The organism is Bacillus sp. LUNF1 (genome assembly GCF_011008975.1).
GTDB lineage: Bacteria > Bacillota > Bacilli > Bacillales > Bacillaceae > Bacillus > Bacillus velezensis.
Window position 1 is genome coordinate 801620 of record NZ_CP048876.1, and the last position, 17597, is coordinate 819216.

The 17597-nt window shown below is 48.8% G+C and carries 12 protein-coding genes and 1 pseudogene; all 13 read left to right on the forward strand.

The genetic code is table 11. The features are described from left to right. Positions 1 to 1029, forward strand: a complete 1029-nt coding sequence (acoB, locus tag G4O42_RS04085; RefSeq protein WP_032872348.1) for an acetoin:2,6-dichlorophenolindophenol oxidoreductase subunit beta — start codon at positions 1 to 3, stop codon at positions 1027 to 1029. Positions 1030 to 1043: 14 nt separating this feature from the next. After that, entirely contained in the window at positions 1044 to 2237 is a 1194-nt protein-coding gene (locus G4O42_RS04090; RefSeq protein ID WP_032872350.1) for a dihydrolipoamide acetyltransferase family protein, read from the forward strand. Between the two features lie 14 nt (positions 2238 to 2251). Then, entirely contained in the window at positions 2252 to 3631 is a 1380-nt protein-coding gene (gene lpdA / locus G4O42_RS04095; protein WP_032872352.1) for a dihydrolipoyl dehydrogenase, read from the forward strand. 106 nt (positions 3632 to 3737) lie between these two features. Further along, positions 3738 to 5546, forward strand: coding sequence for a sigma-54-dependent Fis family transcriptional regulator (locus G4O42_RS04100; RefSeq protein ID WP_032872354.1), 1809 nt, complete (start codon positions 3738 to 3740; stop codon positions 5544 to 5546). A 65-nt stretch (positions 5547 to 5611) separates the two neighbouring features. Further along, positions 5612 to 5794: an H-type small acid-soluble spore protein gene (locus G4O42_RS04105; RefSeq protein WP_003155535.1), complete on the forward strand. Its 183-nt coding sequence runs from the start codon at positions 5612 to 5614 to the stop codon at positions 5792 to 5794. A gap of 170 nt (positions 5795 to 5964) precedes the next feature. Then, positions 5965 to 7314, forward strand: a complete 1350-nt coding sequence (gene glvA, locus G4O42_RS04110) for a maltose-6'-phosphate glucosidase (RefSeq protein WP_032872356.1) — start codon at positions 5965 to 5967, stop codon at positions 7312 to 7314. Positions 7315 to 7382: 68 nt separating this feature from the next. Next, complete coding sequence (locus G4O42_RS04115; protein WP_032872358.1) at positions 7383 to 8144, forward strand: MurR/RpiR family transcriptional regulator; 762 nt, start codon at positions 7383 to 7385, stop codon at positions 8142 to 8144. Positions 8145 to 8160: 16 nt separating this feature from the next. Beyond that, entirely contained in the window at positions 8161 to 9747 is a 1587-nt protein-coding gene (locus G4O42_RS04120; protein ID WP_032872361.1) for an alpha-glucoside-specific PTS transporter subunit IIBC, read from the forward strand. Positions 9748 to 9923: 176 nt separating this feature from the next. After that, positions 9924 to 12250 (forward strand): annotated as a pseudogene (locus G4O42_RS20155) (peptidase G2 autoproteolytic cleavage domain-containing protein). Between the two features lie 284 nt (positions 12251 to 12534). Next, entirely contained in the window at positions 12535 to 14268 is a 1734-nt protein-coding gene (locus G4O42_RS04130) for an ABC transporter ATP-binding protein (protein ID WP_032872363.1), read from the forward strand. Further along, positions 14249 to 16066 (forward strand): ABC transporter ATP-binding protein, encoded by a 1818-nt coding sequence (locus tag G4O42_RS04135; RefSeq protein ID WP_032872366.1) that lies wholly within the window; start codon positions 14249 to 14251, stop codon positions 16064 to 16066. The genes G4O42_RS04130 and G4O42_RS04135 overlap by 20 nt, the downstream gene beginning before the upstream one ends. 166 nt (positions 16067 to 16232) lie before the next feature. Next, entirely contained in the window at positions 16233 to 16637 is a 405-nt protein-coding gene (locus G4O42_RS04140; RefSeq protein WP_007408534.1) for a DoxX family oxidoreductase CatD, read from the forward strand. A gap of 16 nt (positions 16638 to 16653) precedes the next feature. Continuing rightward, on the forward strand, positions 16654 to 17511 hold the full coding sequence (gene catE, locus G4O42_RS04145; RefSeq protein WP_032872368.1) for a catechol 2,3-dioxygenase: 858 nt from the start codon (positions 16654 to 16656) through the stop codon (positions 17509 to 17511). The last annotated feature ends 86 nt before the right edge of the window (positions 17512 to 17597 follow it).

Here is a 17597-nt window from a genome sequence, read left to right on the forward strand (position 1 = left end):
ATGGCGAGAGTCATAAGCATGTCGGACGCGATCAATGAAGCAATGAAGCTTGCGATGAGAAAAGACGAAAATGTGCTTGTAATCGGTGAAGATGTCGCCGGGGGAGCGGCGGTCGATCATTTGCAGGATGATGAAGCATGGGGCGGTGTACTCGGGGTCACAAAGGGGCTCGTACAGGAATTCGGGCGCAGCCGAGTGCTGGACACACCGATTTCTGAGGCGGGCTACATGGGTGCGGCCATGGCTGCGGCATCCACGGGGCTGAGACCGATTGCGGAACTGATGTTTAACGATTTTATCGGAACGTGCTTTGACCAAGTGATCAACCAAGGGGCGAAATTCCGCTATATGTTCGGCGGTAAAGCGCAAGTGCCGATCACCGTCCGCACCACATACGGAGCCGGGTTCCGGGCAGCCGCTCAGCATTCGCAGGCGCTGTATGGCCTGTTCACCAGCATCCCGGGTCTGAAGACGGTTGTGCCGTCCAATCCATATGACGCCAAAGGTTTGCTGCTTTCGGCAATAGAAGACAATGATCCGGTATTCTTTTTTGAAGACAAAACGTCCTACAACATGAAGGGTGAGGTGCCGGAAGATTATTATACAATTCCGCTCGGAAAAGCGGATATCAAACGCGAAGGCAGCGACATCACGCTGTTTGCGGTCGGCAAGCAGGTTAATACCGCGCTTGAAGCGGCTGCACAGCTTTCTGAGAAAGGCATCGACGCCGAGGTGCTTGATCCCCGGAGTCTGTCTCCTTTAGATGAGGAAGCGATTTTCACATCGTTAGAAAAAACAAACCGGCTGATCATCATTGACGAAGCCAATCCGCGCTGCAGCATCGCCACGGATATTGCTGCGATTGTCGCCGATAAGGGCTTTGATTTGCTTGATGCGCCGATTAAGCGGATTACAGCGCCGCATACACCGGTACCGTTTTCGCCGGTGCTTGAAGATCAATATTTGCCGACACCAGACCAAATTGTCAGCGTCACGCTTGAATTGCTTGGCGAGCCGGCAATGAATTAAAGGAGGGATATAGAATGGCTGTAAAAGTAGTAATGCCGAAGCTGGGAATGGCGATGAAGCAAGGTGAAGTATCCGTCTGGAATAAAAAAGTCGGCGACCCGGTTGAAAAGGGAGAAAGCATCGCCAGCATCAACTCGGAAAAAATAGAAATGGAAATAGAAGCGCCTGAAAGCGGCACACTTCTTCACATTAAAGTCAAAGAGGGAGAAGGAGTCCCGCCGGGAACGCCCATCTGTTATATCGGGGAAAACGGCGAAGAAGTGCGGGAGAAGGAGGCGCCGGCTCCTGAAAATGCAGGGAAACCGCAATCTGAACCTGAACATATTCCCGCTCCCAAAGCCGTGCAAAAGCGTAAACACCGCGTGAAAATATCTCCCGTTGCCCGAAAAATGGCGGAGAAAGCCGGGTTGAAAGTTGATATGCTGAACGGGACGGGGCCCGGAGGCAGAATCGTAAAAGCTGACGTCATCAAGGCCATGAAGACGGAATCTGAACCGCAGTCTTCGGTTCAGACGACACAGCCGGAGGGAAAACCGGCTTCAGCGATGAGAAAAGTGATTGCAGACCGAATGCACAAAAGCCTGCAAAACAGCGCCCAGCTGACGCTGACGATGAAAGCGGACATTACGGAGCTTGTAAAATGGCAGCAGCAGCTCGCCGACAGCGCGAAAAAGCGGAGCGGTGTTAAACTGACGGTCACACATTTCGTATCCCGGGCCGCGGTGCTTGCGCTGAAACAGCATCCTGAGCTGAACAGCTCTTATCAAGAGGAGCGGATCATCACCTATCCATATGTCCACCTCGGGATGGCGGTTTCTCTTGAAAACGGTCTCGTCGTGCCGGTGATCCGGGATGCGGAAAAGCTTTCATTCCTTGAGCTTGCGGAGCACATCAGCACATCGGCACGCCGGGCGCGGGAAGGCAATGCTTCCGGAGATGATCTGCACGGATCGACATTTTCTATTACAAATCTCGGGGGTTACGGAATCGAGCATTTCACCCCGATTCTTAATCCGCCTGAAGCCGGTATTCTCGGAGTAGGCGCAAGCTATGAAACGCCTGCGTTTAAAGGAGATGAGCTTGTCAAAAGCACCATGCTGCCGCTGAGCCTTACCTTTGATCACAGAGTATGTGACGGCGCACCGGCTGCGGACTTCCTGAAAACGGTCAAAGCGCTGCTTGAAGAGCCGGCCGGATTGATTTTATAGAGAGGGTGAAGAGATTGACACTAGCCATTATCGGCGGCGGGCCTGCCGGATATGCAGCTGCCGTGACTGCCGCGCGGAGGGGAGAAGAAGTCGTTCTGATCGACAAAGGGCCGCTCGGAGGCACTTGTCTCAATGAGGGATGCATCCCGACAAAGTCGCTTTTGGAAAGCGCGAATGTGCTCGATAAAATCAGGCATGCAGATACATTCGGCATCGAACTGCCGCAAAACATTACACTCAATTGGGCCCGCATGCAGGGGCGCAAACGGCAAATCGTCAGCCAGCTCGTGCAGGGAATTCAATACTTAATGAAAGCAAATCAGATTAAAGTCATCAGCGGGACAGCTTCATTTCTCACAGAGCAGACATTGCTTGTTGAAGGAGAAGGAGGCGCAAAAGACATTCTGGAAGCGGATCGGATATTGATTGCATCCGGATCTGAACCGGCGGAGCTGCCGTTTGCCCCATTTGACGGCGATTGGGTGATCGACAGCAAAGACGCGCTTTCTTTACAGAAAATCCCTTCTTCCCTGCTTATTGTCGGGGGAGGTGTGATCGGCTGTGAATTTGCCTCTTTATTCAGCCGGTTTAAAACGAAAGTGACGGTGATTGAATCGGCTGACCGGCTGCTCCCGGCAGAAGACGGGGAAATCGCCGCCGTTTTTGAAGACTCTTTAAGAGACAGCGGGGCTGATATTCAGACAAAAGCCGTCCTTCAGCGGATTGACAAAGAAAGGAAAACCGCCGTGTGGACAAAAGACGGCAAAGAAATTGAGGCGCAGGCTGATCACGTTTTGGTTGCAATCGGGAGAAAGCCGCGTTTGCATGGCTTGAATCTGGAGCAGGCCGGCATCCGGTATTCTCCGCGCGGCATTGAAGTCAATGACCATATGCAGACCAATGTGCCTCATATATACGCATGCGGCGATGCGGCCGGAGGAATGCAGCTCGCGCATGCCGCCATTCATGAAGGAATCACAGCCGCCTCGCATGCCTCGGGAAAGGACAGCAAAGTCAATATGCGGGCGGTGCCCCGCTGTATTTATACATCGCCGGAAATGGCCGCTGTCGGGCTGACGGAAACACAGGCGAGAGAGACATACGGAGATGTGAAAATCGGAGAATGCTCATTTTCTGCTAACGGAAAAGCGTTAATTAAACATCAGCATGGCGGCAAAATGAAAATCATTGCCGAACCGGAATTCGGAGAAATCGTCGGCGTGTCAATGATCGGGCCGGACGTGACGGAATTGATCGGTCAGGCGGTCATGATGATGAACGGTGAAATGACGGCGGATATGTCGGAGCACTTTATCGCGGCGCATCCGACTCTGTCAGAAACGCTTCAGGAAGCCCTGCTGAATGTCACCGGACTTGCGGTGCATTCCGTATAACCGGAATACCCTTTCTCAGATGAGAAGGGGTGTTTTTCGTTGAAAGCGCTTTATTTTTCCCCTACAATATATGAAAAGATGGTCTGAACAGGGGGGAGCGAATACAATGAATGTCATTCGGAATGATTTTAAAACCTGGAAGCGCTTTGTGAAAGAAGGTGTGCTTGATGAATCCCGTATTCAGAAGCGGGTGGCCGCCTCATGGCACCGCTGCAAAAAAGCCGACGTCAACCCTTATCTCGAAAAGGGGCCGAATGTGATGCCGGCAGATCATTTAGAAAGGCAGGCCGAGAAGCATTCATTATTTTTAGCAGCCTCAATGCCTCATGCAGAAAGAATGAAAACGGCAATGCGGGAAATGGAAATGATGGTTCTCCTGATTGATTCAGACGGCGTTGTCCATTCAGTTGACGGCCACCCGCGCACCATTCATGAAGCGAACCGCATCAATTTCTTAAAAGGCGCCCGCTGGACGGAAACGGCCGTCGGCACGAATGCAATCGGGACGGCTCTTTATACAAATGAGCCGGTCATGATACACGGCTCTGAACATTATTCGCTCGCTTCTCATCAATGGAGCTGTTCCGCCGCGCCGATCCGTTATGAAGACGGGCGGCTGGCGGGTGTCATTGATATTTCCTGCCCCGCCGCCCGCGCTCAGCCTTTTATGCTCGGAATTGCCTCCTCCATCGCTTATACGGCGGAACGGGAGCTTGCCCTAAAGATCAAAATGACAGAACTTGACATGATCAGCAAATTCACCGGGCTGACCCGGTCACACGATCCGATCGTGCTTTGCAATGAAATGAGCCGGGTTATCGCCGCAAGCCGTCCCGTTCAGCATTTTACCGGACATATGCTGCGCGAGCTTGAGGAACAGGGCTATCACATCAAGCAGGCGAAGCGGGAGGAGAACGGTTACACATGCGTTTATTTATCCAAACGAGAAGAAAAGCCGTCTTTTATATTCCATGGTGCGGCAGGCAAAAGCCCGTCATCCCGACATATGCTTCAGCAGCTGGAGCTTGTCGCCCGAACGGACGCAACCGTTTGTCTTACGGGAGAAACCGGGACGGGAAAGGAGGTTGCCGCCCGGGCGATTCATAACAACAGCTCCAGGAAAAACGGCCCGTTTATCGCCGTCAATTGCGGAGCGGTCCCCGAAAAGCTGATTGAAAGCGAACTGTTCGGCTACTCGGAAGGCGCCTTCACCGGGGCCAAACGGAAAGGACATAACGGCGCTTTGCAAAAAGCCGATAAAGGCACGCTTTTCCTCGATGAAATCGGAGAAATATCACACTCCATGCAGGTCGCTCTGTTACGGGTGCTGCAGGAACGGAAAGTCACCCCGGTCGGCGGGACAAAAGAGATTCCCGTTGACATCAGAATCATCACTGCCACCCACACTGATCTGAGACAGCTTGTCGAATGCAAAAAGCTGAGAGAAGATTTATTTTACCGGCTTCACGTCTGTCCGATCCATCTCCCTCCATTAAGAGAACGCACCGAAGACATTCCCGGCCTCTTCCTTGAATTTCAGCGAAATCGCGGCTGGCGGGGGGAGCTTCCTGATGACTTTTTAGACCTATTAAAGAGCCGGAAATGGCCGGGGAATATCAGGGAATTGTTTAATGTATTTGAACGTCTTTCCGTCATGTTCCCGGACGGACGGCTGTCAGGGCGCCCCATCGCAGCCCTGCTTGAAGCGTCAGGTCTTAAAGAGGCGGCCGAGTCTTATGAACAGGAAGAAGCGTCCCCCGTCTCCATCCGGGAGCACATTCAGAAAAACATCATCGTAAACGCGCTTGAATCGGCGAAGGGGAATGTCACGCTGGCCGCCAAAATGGCTGGAATCCCGCGGAGCACGTTTTACAAACGTCTCAAAAAATTCAAACTCACCGCCGGACAATTGTAAGAAACAAGCATACTTCTCTTGGCTGCCGGACACGTTATGTGTGAGGCCTAAAGGAGGTTTGAGACGTGAATACACAGCGTGCGAAAGACATTTCGGAATCCGCCGCCATGGCGTATGTGACGTATGAAGGAGTTCCGATTTATATTCAGCATGTCAACGAAGACAAGGAAACAGCCAGAATTTTTCCGATCGGAAATCCTCAATTTGAGCAGGAAGTGCTGCTTTCTGATTTACAAGAGCATTTTTGAGAATGGGTCTGCTGATGACAGCAGGCCTCTTTCGTACCTGTGGGAACTTTCCCGCTTTTTGAGAAAAATAACTAAAAATGATTAAATGATCTAACTCCTCCAAACCCGGTACAGATCGGACCTTCTCATGATATAAATAAAATGTAAACGTTATCAGAGGAGGGCTTCACATGACAGACAAATCATTCTCAATCGTTATTGCAGGCGGCGGCAGCACATTTACCCCCGGAATTGTATTAATGCTTTTGAATCACCTGGAAGAGTTTCCGATCAGAAAGCTGAAACTTTATGACAATGATAAAGAAAGGCAGGAGCGGATTGCGGGTGCGTGTGAGGTATTCATAAAAGAAAAAGCGCCGGACATTGAATTTTTGGCGACTGATGACCCAGAGACGGCTTTTACGGATGTTGACTTCGTCATGGCGCATATCCGCGTCGGAAAATATGCGATGCGCGCGCTTGATGAACAAATCCCGCTGAAGTACGGCGTGGTCGGCCAGGAAACATGCGGGCCGGGCGGAATCGCATATGGCATGCGCTCTATCGGCGGTGTTCTGGAGATTCTTGATTATATGGAAACGTACTCGCCTGACGCATGGATGCTGAATTACTCCAATCCGGCGGCGATTGTGGCCGAAGCTACACGGCGCCTCAGACCGAATTCAAAAATATTGAACATCTGCGACATGCCGGTCGGAATTGAGGATCGCATGGCGAACATCCTCGGATTATCTTCACGAAAAGAAATGAACGTCCGTTACTACGGCTTAAACCACTTTGGCTGGTGGACGTCCATCACAGACCGGCATGGCAATGATTTAATGCCGAAGCTGAAAGAGCATGTCCGTGAATACGGCTACGTTCCGAAGACGGAGGCCGAACAGACTGAAGCAAGCTGGAATGACACATTCAAAAAAGCGCGCGACGTACAGGCGGCTGATCCGGATACGCTCCCGAACACATATCTGCAATATTACTTATTCCCGGATGATATGGTGAAAAAATCAAACCCGAACCATACGAGAGCCAATGAAGTTATGGAAGGGCGCGAAGCTTTCATTTTCAGCCAATGCGATATGATTACGCGCGAACAATCATCGGAGAACAGTGAAATTAAAATTGATGATCATGCTTCATATATCGTCGACCTTGCCCGGGCCATCGCTTACAACACCGGGGAGAGAATGCTGTTAATCGTTGAAAATAACGGCGCGATCGCAAACTTTGATCCATCAGCCATGGTTGAGATTCCTTGTCTCGTAGGCTCAAACGGACCGGAACCCCTCTCAGTCGGGAAAATACCGCAATTTCAAAAAGGCCTGATGGAACAGCAGGTGTCTGTCGAAAAACTGACGGCTGAAGCGTGGGAAGAGCGGTCATTTCAAAAGCTGTGGCAGGCGCTGATCCTATCAAAAACAGTGCCGAATGCCCGTGTGGCAAGACTGATTCTTGAAGATCTGATGGAGGCTAATAAGGACTACTGGCCTGAGCTTGATGTGAGTCCGTCTCCTATTTCCTGATGAAAATCTTCCCCGTTTTCTTTATCTGTTATTCTATATAATAGAAAGAAAACGGGGGGATTTTTGGGATGAGTCTTGAAGAACTGGTTAACCAGCATTACGCGAAATTAAATGACAACGATTTTTATATTTTAAAATATATATTGAATCATAAACATACGTGCTACCATCTCGGGATCAATGACATGGCGAAAGCCTGCAATGTCTCTCGGTCTTCCATCCTGCGGCTCGCCCAAAAACTGGGCTTCAGCGGCTACAGTGAATTCCGGGTTTTTCTGAAATGGGAGGATCAGCCTGAAGAGGGCGAGAATATGACGTTTGAAAAGCTGCTGGATGATATTGAAGCCAATGTAAAATACGTGAAGTCAAAAGATATGACGGAGATGTGCCGGCTGATAGATGAAGCAAAACGGATTTTCGTTTACGGATCGGGGACGGCTCAGAGGGTGTGCGCCCGTGAGCTGCAGCGGATGTTTGTATCCCGGCGGAAGTATCTGATTTTAATTCAGGACATCACAGAGTTTGATATCATGTGTGATGATTTTAAGGTTGATGACGTATTCATCATTATTTCTTTATCAGGCGAAACACCCGAATTAATTCCGCAGGTAAGGACCCTGTCCGCAAAGGGAGTTCCGTTTATTTCAATCACCAATCTGAAAAACAACGTACTGGCGCAAACGACGCCGTATAATCTTTATGCGACCAGCAAGCCGGTGACGTTAAGCGATAAAACGGAAATCGTCGCATTTGCCCCGTTTTTTCTGGTGGGCGAAGCGTTATTCCGTGCATATGTTGATTATAAAGAGCTCGAACATTTTGATAAATAGCGGGAGGTCACGTGAAATGATGCAAAAAGTCCAGCGCTTCGGCAGCGCGATGTTTGTGCCTGTTTTATTATTTGCATTTTCCGGTATAATTGTCGGTCTGAGTACGCTGTTTAAAAATAAAACGCTGATGGGGCCGCTGGCTGATCCTGACGGGCTTTGGTATCAATGCTGGTACGTCATTGAACAGGGCGGCTGGACCGTCTTTAATCAAATGCCGCTCCTGTTTGCGATCGGCATACCTGTCGCCTTAGCAAAAAAAGCGCAGGCACGAGCCTGTTTGGAAGCGCTTACAGTTTATCTGACATTCAATTACTTTATCAATGCGATTCTGACGGTTTGGGGCGGGGCTTTTCACGTCGATATGACTCAGGAAGCCGGCGGAACGAGCGGGCTGACGATGATTGCCGGCATCAAAACGCTTGATACGAATATTATCGGCGCCATCTTTATTTCATCTATTGTCGTGTATTTGCACAATCGTTATTTTGATAAAAAACTGCCGGATTTCCTGGGGATTTTTCAAGGATCTTCATACATCGTTATCATTTCTTTCTTCATTATGATACCGATTTCACTTGCGGTGGCATACGTATGGCCGATGGTTCAGTCCGGAATCGGCTCGCTGCAAAGTTTTCTCGTTTCTTCCGGGGCGATCGGCGTGTGGATTTACACATTCCTGGAGCGGATTTTAATTCCGACCGGCCTGCATCATTTTATTTACTCGCCGTTTATTTACGGTCCGGCTGTGGCTGAAGGCGGTATCGTCACCTATTGGGCCCAGCATCTCGGGGAATACTCTCAAAGCGTCAAACCGCTGAAAGAATTGTTCCCGCAGGGGGGCTTCGCGCTTCACGGCAACTCGAAAATCTTCGGCATTCCGGGAATCGCGCTCGCTTTTTACGCCACGGCTTCAAAGGAAAAGAAAAAAATCGTCGCCGGCCTATTGATCCCGGTCACCTTGACGTCCATTGTCGCAGGAATTACAGAGCCGATTGAATTTACATTCCTTTTTATCTCGCCGTTTTTATTTGCGGTTCATGCTTTGCTTGCCGCTTCCATGGCAACCGTCATGTATATGGCCGGCGTCGTCGGAAATATGGGAGGCGGTTTGATCGAAGCTGCGACCTTGAACTGGATCCCGCTGGCGTCAAGCCACGGCTTGACGTATGTATACCAGATCATCATCGGGTTGTGTTTTACCGCTGTTTACTTTTTCGTCTTCCGTTTCCTCATTCTCAAATTCAACATCGCCACACCGGGCAGAGAAAAAGAGGAAGGGCAGGAAACAAAGCTCTATTCGAAAAAGGAGTACAGAGAACGGAAGCAGGCTTCAAAAGAAACAGCGGCGGCAGACGAAACACGGCGGGATACAGCCGCTTTGTATATTGAAGCGCTGGGCGGAAAGGACAATATTACGGAGGTCACCAACTGCGCCACCCGTCTCCGCGTCACTGTCGCTGATGAATCAAAGGTCAAAAGTGACGCCGATTTCAGAGAGCTGGGAGCCCACGGGGTTGTCAGAAAAGGCAGGGCGCTTCAGGTCATTGTCGGATTAGGCGTTCCGCAAATGCGGGAGCGTGTCGAGAAAATATTGAACGGTTAAAATACTGCAGCAGCAGACTATGTACAGAGCGCTTGTTAATCCGGCGCTCTTTTTATGTTTTGAAGAAATGTATGAATTTGTCATACCTTTGCCACCTGTACATGCAGGAGTGAAAACGAAAGACTTCTGTGGTGTTCGGTGTTTTAAACAGCAATTCAAAAATAGGAGGCAAGGCAATGACAAACTATACGACTTTCTTAGGACTTTACAAACCCGATAAAACGGAGGGGATTGAGGTTGAAAGCATTGCTCAAAACTTTGAAGCGATTGACAGCAAAATCGGTGCTGCGCTTAGCAACGGCACGTCAACTTATGAAAATTTAAATGAAAGACTTAACATGTATGAAAACAGATTTGAACATGTGACAGAGCGGAACGTTATGGATTTTGGAGCTAAAGGTGACGGCGTAACGGATGATACGCAGGCATTTCATGATGCCATGGCCGACGGAGGTTATGTCGTAACAGTTCCCGCGGGTGTATTCAGAACATCGGGATTGTTTGTTCCGTCAAATACAATGCTTGTCGGAGCAGGCAAGAAAAGAACGGTCATTAAATTATTAGACGAAACACCGGTCGGCCATTCTGTTCTGACCAACAGTGATTATACGAACGGTAATGAAAATATTTATGTCGGCCATCTCACTTTGGATTGGAACAAGGATACGCGTCCTGCCGGCTGGAAGATTCCGAAAGGTCCCACTTCAAGCTGTTTGCTTTTTGCGAATGTTGACTATTCTTTTGTTGAGCATGTGTTTGCGAAGAACGCCGGCCTGCACGGCTTTGATTCTACAAGCCCGAACTATAACCGACATGGAGAAAAAGATGATCCAACTTATTATCAGCCCAACGGCTGTAACTTTGTAACGTTTTCACATTGTGAAGCAACAGGGTCCGGCGATGATAACTTTACTTGTCACTTTGGGAAACACACGACTTTCAGTCATTGCCTCTCTTATCATCCTATGGGGCTAAACGATGGAACTTCTAACACAAACTGTTTTGAAATTGATGACGGCTCTCAAGACGTAATGATTGATAGTTGTATCTCAATTGGAGGAGTCCGAGGCTTTGAGATTAAGGCACACGGTTATGCACCGGCTGCGAGAGAGTGCAGCTTGTTAACTGTCGCGCATACGAAAATGCCATTGGATATAGCATTCGCCATATCGGTCACCACACAGCAAGCGATCCTCAGTCAGCGACAGCCCACGATGTGCAGCTTGCGAATTGTATCGCATATAACCCTAAGCCGAATGATCTTTACAAAGGGGCGGGTCCAAACGCGTTGCAAATCTCCGGATATGATGGGGTGAGTGTTGTGAATTTCCATGCTGTTTGTGATGATAGTTCAATTGATTATAAGGGTAATTCGGTAGTCAGCGTATTTTATAAAGGACGCTTAATTAGCTTAAAGAATATAACCATTCGCGGATTTAAGACTGCAGACAATGACTTATATATTGTCGGCGGGGATAACTCAGTAGGGAAAGTAATGGTGGATGGTGTCACCTTGATTGACTCCGGAAAAAAAGGAGTTGCATTTGGCAGCGGAATGTACGAGTCTGTTGTTAGTAATGTTTGGGGACAGAGATCTCCAAAAAATAATAGCGGGACAGTTGGAATTTATTCCTCAGATCCAGATCTTAATGTATCCAATTGTGATTTTTCAGGTTATGAAACTGACTTTAACATTGGAGGAGCAGTCACTCCTTATTTCTTATTCAAACATAAAGGAAGCGGAGTCATTGGCTCCCGTGAATCTCACGCTACAGGCAATAATAATTTTGTGGCTGGTTCTGTTCGGGGAAGAGCAACCGGAGCGGCTCAATCTTCAGTGCTTTCTTCGTACAATACAATTAATCCGAATTCAGATTCTGTAGCACTTGGCTGGGGTGCCGGCAGCACTCCGTCATCAGCCAACAGAAAGATTGAGCTTCACGCAAAAGAAGGAACAATTAAGGCTGCGGGAGGCGTAACAGGTTCCTCGACATTCTCTGACTACGCCGAGTATTTTGAAAGCCTGAGAGGGGAAAAGATTCCGACGGGAACACTTGTCACACTTGAAGGTGATAAGATCAGACCGGCTGAAAAAGGTGACCTCATGCTTGGGGTCATTTCCGAGACCGCCGGAGTGATTCTTGGCGAGTCGAGTTTTCACTGGTCGGGACGATACGTAAAGAATGAATTTGGCGGCTATGTTTATGAAGAACAGAAAGATGCGAACGGCCATACGGTCATGGCGCCAAAGGAAAATCCGGACTTTCGGCCTGAAGAAGACTACGCTTCAAGAGAAGAGAGAGACGAATGGAACATTGTCGGGCTCATCGGCCAGGTATATGTCAGATGCGATGAGACTGTGAAACCGGGAGATTTTATTCACGCTCATAACGGGATTGCAACAAAATCTGATGCTTCAAACCAGCGCTGGCAGGTCATGAAAGTGATCAATGAGTTTGATGCTGGTAAAGGATTCGGGGTCGCTCTCGTTTTCATTCGTTAAATGAAATGACAAAGCATAATTGACCATCCTGAATAGCGGACGCCTTTTTAAAGGCTCCGCTAATTCATTTTAAAATCAAGGCTCCGATTCAAAAGCTGGTAATAAGAAAAGATAAGACAGCCTCCATATATCTGCACGCCTCATCCCTTCATTTTTATCTTCAATCATTTTACACAAAGTACATAATAAAAGTGCGAGTTCAAGGGTTAATCCTTTATTCATTTAAGACAAACAAATAAAATAAATATACATACATATTGAACAAAGGATTTGGAGGCTTACACATGTCAAAGGCTTTATCATATGTAAAACCGTATTCTCTTTTGGCGGGAATCGCTCTGTTTTTCATGCTCATCGAGCTTGCGGTAGAGCTGATACAGCCCCTGCTGATCGGGAAAATCATTGACGAAGGAATTTTAAAGCAGGATCTCGGTACGGTTTGGCTGTGGGGCGGCGTGATGATCGGACTGACCGCTGTTTCATTCGCATCGGGAATTATAAATTCATTCTACTCCGCCCACATCAGCCAGAGCTATGCGTATGATACGCGAAAGGGGATTTTTCAAAAAATTCAATCCTTCTCTTATTCGACGTTTGCGCAATTCTCATCCACATCGTTTATCACCCGGCTGACAAACGATGTGACACAGGTCCAAAATATGCTTTTCATGAGTCTCCGGTTTATGCTTCGTGCGCCGTTAATGATCGCAGGCGGCATTATTCTCTCGCTGACCGTCAATGCGAAACTCGGTTTTTTTCTGCTGATCACGGTCCCGATTTTGCTTTTGTTTTTGCTGTGGGTGCTGAAAAGAGGCGGCGCGCTGTTTCGGTCTGTGCAAAAGCGGCTTGATCAGGTCAACACGATCATGCAGGAAAACCTGACGGCGATCAAACTGATTAAAGCGCTCCTCCGTGCAAACCACGAAGTGAAACGTTTTTTGAAATCGAATACGAAGCTGATGGAAAAAACGGTCTCCGCTTTTCGTCTCGTGGAAGCGGCGATGCCGATTTTAATGCTGCTGATGAACATTTGCATTTTGTTTATCTTATGGTTCGGCGCCAAAAGCATTGCTCAGGGCGGAGCGCAGGTCGGCGATGTCGTTTCCGTCATTAACTATGCGACGCGGATTACAGGCGCGCTGTCCGTCCTTCCTTTTCTCATCATGGTATTTTCCCGGGCGAAGGCTTCCGGGGAAAGAATCGGCGAGGTGCTGGAAACAGAAGGCGGCGAGGGAACGGGGCAGGACCCGGCACGGGCGCTTGCAGGCGGGATTGAGTTTCGCGAAGTGTCCTTCCGCTATCCGGGCATGGAAAAAGACGCGCTGCATCACGTGTCCTTTTCTGCCAGCCCAAAAGAGACGGTTGCCATTATGGGCGCGACAGGCTCAGGAAAATCAACGCTTTTTCAGCTGATTCCGCGCCTGTACACGGCTGATTCGGGCAGTATTTTCATAGACGGCAAACCGATCGGTGAATTCTCCGCTTGCGGGCTGCGCAGGGAAATCGGCTATGTTCCGCAGGAAGTGCTTCTGTTTTCGGGAACAATCCGTGAAAATATCGCCTGGGGGCGGGAGGATGCTTCACTAGATGAAGTAATGGAAGCGGCCAAAGACGCGCAAATCCATGACACAATTATGAAGCTGTCAAACGGATACGACACCGTGCTGGGACAGCGGGGCGTCAATTTGTCAGGCGGGCAGAAACAGCGGATTTCCATCGCACGCGCTTTTATCAGAAAGCCGTCCCTCCTGCTGTTAGATGACAGTACGAGCGCGCTCGATCTTCAGACGGAAGCGAAGCTTTTACAAGCGATCAGATCCTATGAATGCACGACACTGATTATTACGCAGAAAATAACGACTGCAATGAAGGCTGACACCATCTTATTGCTTGAAGACGGCGAACTGCTGGCCAAAGGCACGCACAAAGAGCTGATGGCACAGTCTCATCTGTACCGGCAGATTTATGAATCACAATTCGGAAAGGAGGGAGCTGACAATGCAAAAAGACATTCGTAAACCTTTCCGATATCCGAAAATACCGCTCAAATCAAATGAAGGCGGCAGAAAACGCGCGAAAGCAAAAGATACAAAAGGCACGCTGCGCAGAATCTGGTCTTATGTAGCCGAGAAAAAAGGGCTTTTAACCCTTGTGATCATCATGGTAGTCATAAGCGCCATATTCGGCCTGCTCGGACCGTTCGTCATCGGGAAAGCGATTGATCATTTTATCGTCGGACAGACGACAGACGGATTGGCGGGGGTGCTGTTCATCCTGTTTGGGATTTACCTCGTGCAATCATTGTCCTTATGGTTTCAAAACTATTGGATGATCAATATCTCGCAAAGCACCGTGTTTAAAATGCGGAGCGAGCTGTTTACCCATCTCCATGAGCTGCCGATTCCGTTTTTTGATAAACAGCGGCTCGGGGACTTAATGAGCCGGGTCACCAATGATATCGAAAATGTCAGCTCCACTTTAAATACATCCGTCATTCAAGTGCTGTCGAGCGTCATTACATTCATCGGCACAATCTCCGTCATGCTGTACATGAGTCCGCTTTTAACATTGATCACGCTTTTGATTATTCCGATCATGCTTTTGAGCATTAAATGGATCACCAACCGGACGGGACTGCTGTTTAAACAGCAGCAGAAAAACCTCGGCGAGCTGAACGGTTTTATTGAAGAGTCGATATCAGGGGCGAAGGTCATTAAAGCCTATTCGAGGGAAGACCGCGTCATGGAACAATTTTTAGAAAAAAACGCGGCGTTACAATCATCGGGGTTTTGGGCGCAGACAATTTCGGGATTCATTCCGAAAGTCATGAACTCTTTAAACAATTTAAGCTTTACGATTATAGCGGCGGTCGGCGGGCTGTTTGCGCTGAAGGGATGGATCTCAATCGGATCTATCGTCGTATTCGCCGAATACTCGCGGCAGTTCACGCGCCCTTTAAATGATTTAGCCAATCAGTTCAATACGATGTTATCGGCCATCGCCGGGGCTGAGCGGGTGTTTGACGTGCTGGATGAAAAAGAGGAGCGGGAAGATGAAGAGCATGCGCTGTACCAGCCGATCAAAACGGGAGAGATTGAATTCCGAGATGTCTCCTTCGGCTATCAGGAAGACAGCCCGATCTTAAAACACCTGTCCTTCAGCGTTCCGAAAGGACAATCAATCGCCTTCGTCGGACCGACCGGAGCGGGTAAAACAACCGTTACGAGCCTGATCGCCCGTTTTTACGAGCCGAATAACGGAAAAATCCTCATTGACGGAACGGACATCAAAAAACTGACGAGATCCAGTTTGAGAAAAAACATGGGGTTTGTCCTGCAGGATTCCTTTCTCTTTCAGGGCACCATCAGGGAAAATATCCGTTACGGCCGTCTGGACGCATCTGATCAAGAGGTGGAGGCAGCCGCAAAAGCCGCCAATGCCCACGGATTCATCGAACGGCTCCCGAAAGGCTACGATACCGTCCTTACCCAAAACGGCGCGGGCATCAGCCAAGGACAAAAACAGCTTATTTCCATCGCGAGAGCTGTGCTGGCGGACCCGGTGCTGCTCATTTTGGATGAAGCGACGAGCAACATTGATACGGTGACGGAAGTGAAAATACAAGAAGCGCTCGGCCGTTTAATGGCGGGCAGAACAAGCGTCATCATCGCTCACAGGCTGAACACGATTCAAAAAGCCGATCAGATTCTTGTGCTGAAGGACGGCGAAATGGCTGAAAAAGGAACCCATGCCGAACTTCTCAGGCAGAACGGGTTTTACCGGGAATTATATGAAAGCCAGTTCCGGGAATCATAGATAGGGAAAAAGACCTCCGACAGAGTGCGGAGGTCTTTTTTTGCGAAGGCAAATAGTACTTTTAAGTTATTTTCGTTAAATGTAACAAAATTACTTGACGTAAATAAGTTATGTATATATACTAGCTTACATAAAGTAAGTGATAATAATTTTCAAGGAGGATTTTATGAATAAATCATTCGAAACAGGAACACTGCTTTTAAGGGTTGTAACAGGTATTATCTTTTTTGTTCACGGTTTATCCAAGTTTCAAGGGTTGGAAGGAACTACGCAATTTTTCCAGAGCATCGGGATTCCGGCATTTATGGTCTATGTCATCGCTACGATTGAGCTTGTCGGCGGGGTTCTGATCTTTTTCGGTTTGGCAACGCGCATTATCGGCGTTCTGTTTGCCGTCACATTAGTCGGCGCCATCTTCACGGCGAAGCTTTCCTCACCATTTATGGGCGGATCGGAATTTGATTTCATCTTACTGGTTGCGTCAATTCACTTAGCGCTTTCAGGAAGCCGTCTGCTTTCATTGGATCAGCTCCTTTTCAAATCAAAAAAGGGAGAAACTTTTTCAGCATAAGAAAGAAGGCGTTCAAATGACCGGTATTCATCAAGATACGGCAATCGGCTATGTCAAAATGACCATTAAAAATATGGAACGCTCGCTCGGCTTTTACCGGAATGTAATCGGCCTTCAAGTCATCTCGCAGACAGATCGTTCAGCAAGACTGTCAGCAGACGGAAAACGCGTACTGCTGGTGCTTGAAGAAAATCCAGGCGCCGTCGTTCTGCCGGAGCGGTCTGTCACCGGCCTTTACCATTTCGCGATACTTCTGCCTGACCGGAAAGAACTCGGTATCGCATTGGCCAGGCTGATTGAAAACGGCATCGCGCTCGGTCAGGGGGATCACGCGGTCAGTGAGGCTCTTTACCTGTCTGATCCGGACGGCAACGGCATTGAAATATACGCCGATCGTCCCCGCAGCACGTGGCGCCGGGATGCAGAGGGCAATTATGTTATGCAAACGGCGCCCGTCGATGTGGACGGGCTTTTGGAAGAAGCCGGAGCTGAACGGAAAAGCCGTCTCCCAGAAGGAACTGTTATCGGCCACATCCATCTTCATGTGACGGACTTACAGGAAGCCAAAGCGTTTTACACCGATATTCTTGGTTTTGACATTGTCGGCAATTACGCGGGCATGTCTGCTCTGTTTGTTTCGGCGGGAGGGTATCACCATCACATCGGTCTGAATATATGGGCCGGAGAACATGCGTCGCCGAAACCGGGAAATGCAAGCGGGCTGGATTATTACACCATCGCGCTGCCGCATCAAAAAGAGCTGTCACGTGTGACAAAAGCGCTGACCGATGCCGGCTTTGAGATCGAAGAAAAAGAAGAGGGCGTATTCGTCAAAGACCCTGTATCAGGGGCGGATATCGCATTTACACTGTAAGAAACAACCCTTGCCGTCTAACCGGCAAGGGTTTTTATTTTTCTGAAGTTTTTCTTGAAAAGGCTCGGGAAAGAACGTCTGTGACT

Coding starts and splice junctions, on each gene's coding strand:
- glvA (WP_032872356.1), top strand. CDS start 5,965: ATGACAGACAAATCATTCTCAATCGTTATTGCAGGCGGCGGCAGCACA.
- G4O42_RS04135 (WP_032872366.1), top strand. CDS start 14,249: ATGCAAAAAGACATTCGTAAACCTTTCCGATATCCGAAAATACCGCTC.
- G4O42_RS04120 (WP_032872361.1), top strand. CDS start 8,161: ATGATGCAAAAAGTCCAGCGCTTCGGCAGCGCGATGTTTGTGCCTGTT.
- G4O42_RS04140 (WP_007408534.1), top strand. CDS start 16,233: ATGAATAAATCATTCGAAACAGGAACACTGCTTTTAAGGGTTGTAACA.
- G4O42_RS04130 (WP_032872363.1), top strand. CDS start 12,535: ATGTCAAAGGCTTTATCATATGTAAAACCGTATTCTCTTTTGGCGGGA.
- G4O42_RS04090 (WP_032872350.1), top strand. CDS start 1,044: ATGGCTGTAAAAGTAGTAATGCCGAAGCTGGGAATGGCGATGAAGCAA.
- G4O42_RS04100 (WP_032872354.1), top strand. CDS start 3,738: ATGAATGTCATTCGGAATGATTTTAAAACCTGGAAGCGCTTTGTGAAA.
- G4O42_RS04115 (WP_032872358.1), top strand. CDS start 7,383: ATGAGTCTTGAAGAACTGGTTAACCAGCATTACGCGAAATTAAATGAC.
- catE (WP_032872368.1), top strand. CDS start 16,654: ATGACCGGTATTCATCAAGATACGGCAATCGGCTATGTCAAAATGACC.
- acoB (WP_032872348.1), top strand. CDS start 1: ATGGCGAGAGTCATAAGCATGTCGGACGCGATCAATGAAGCAATGAAG.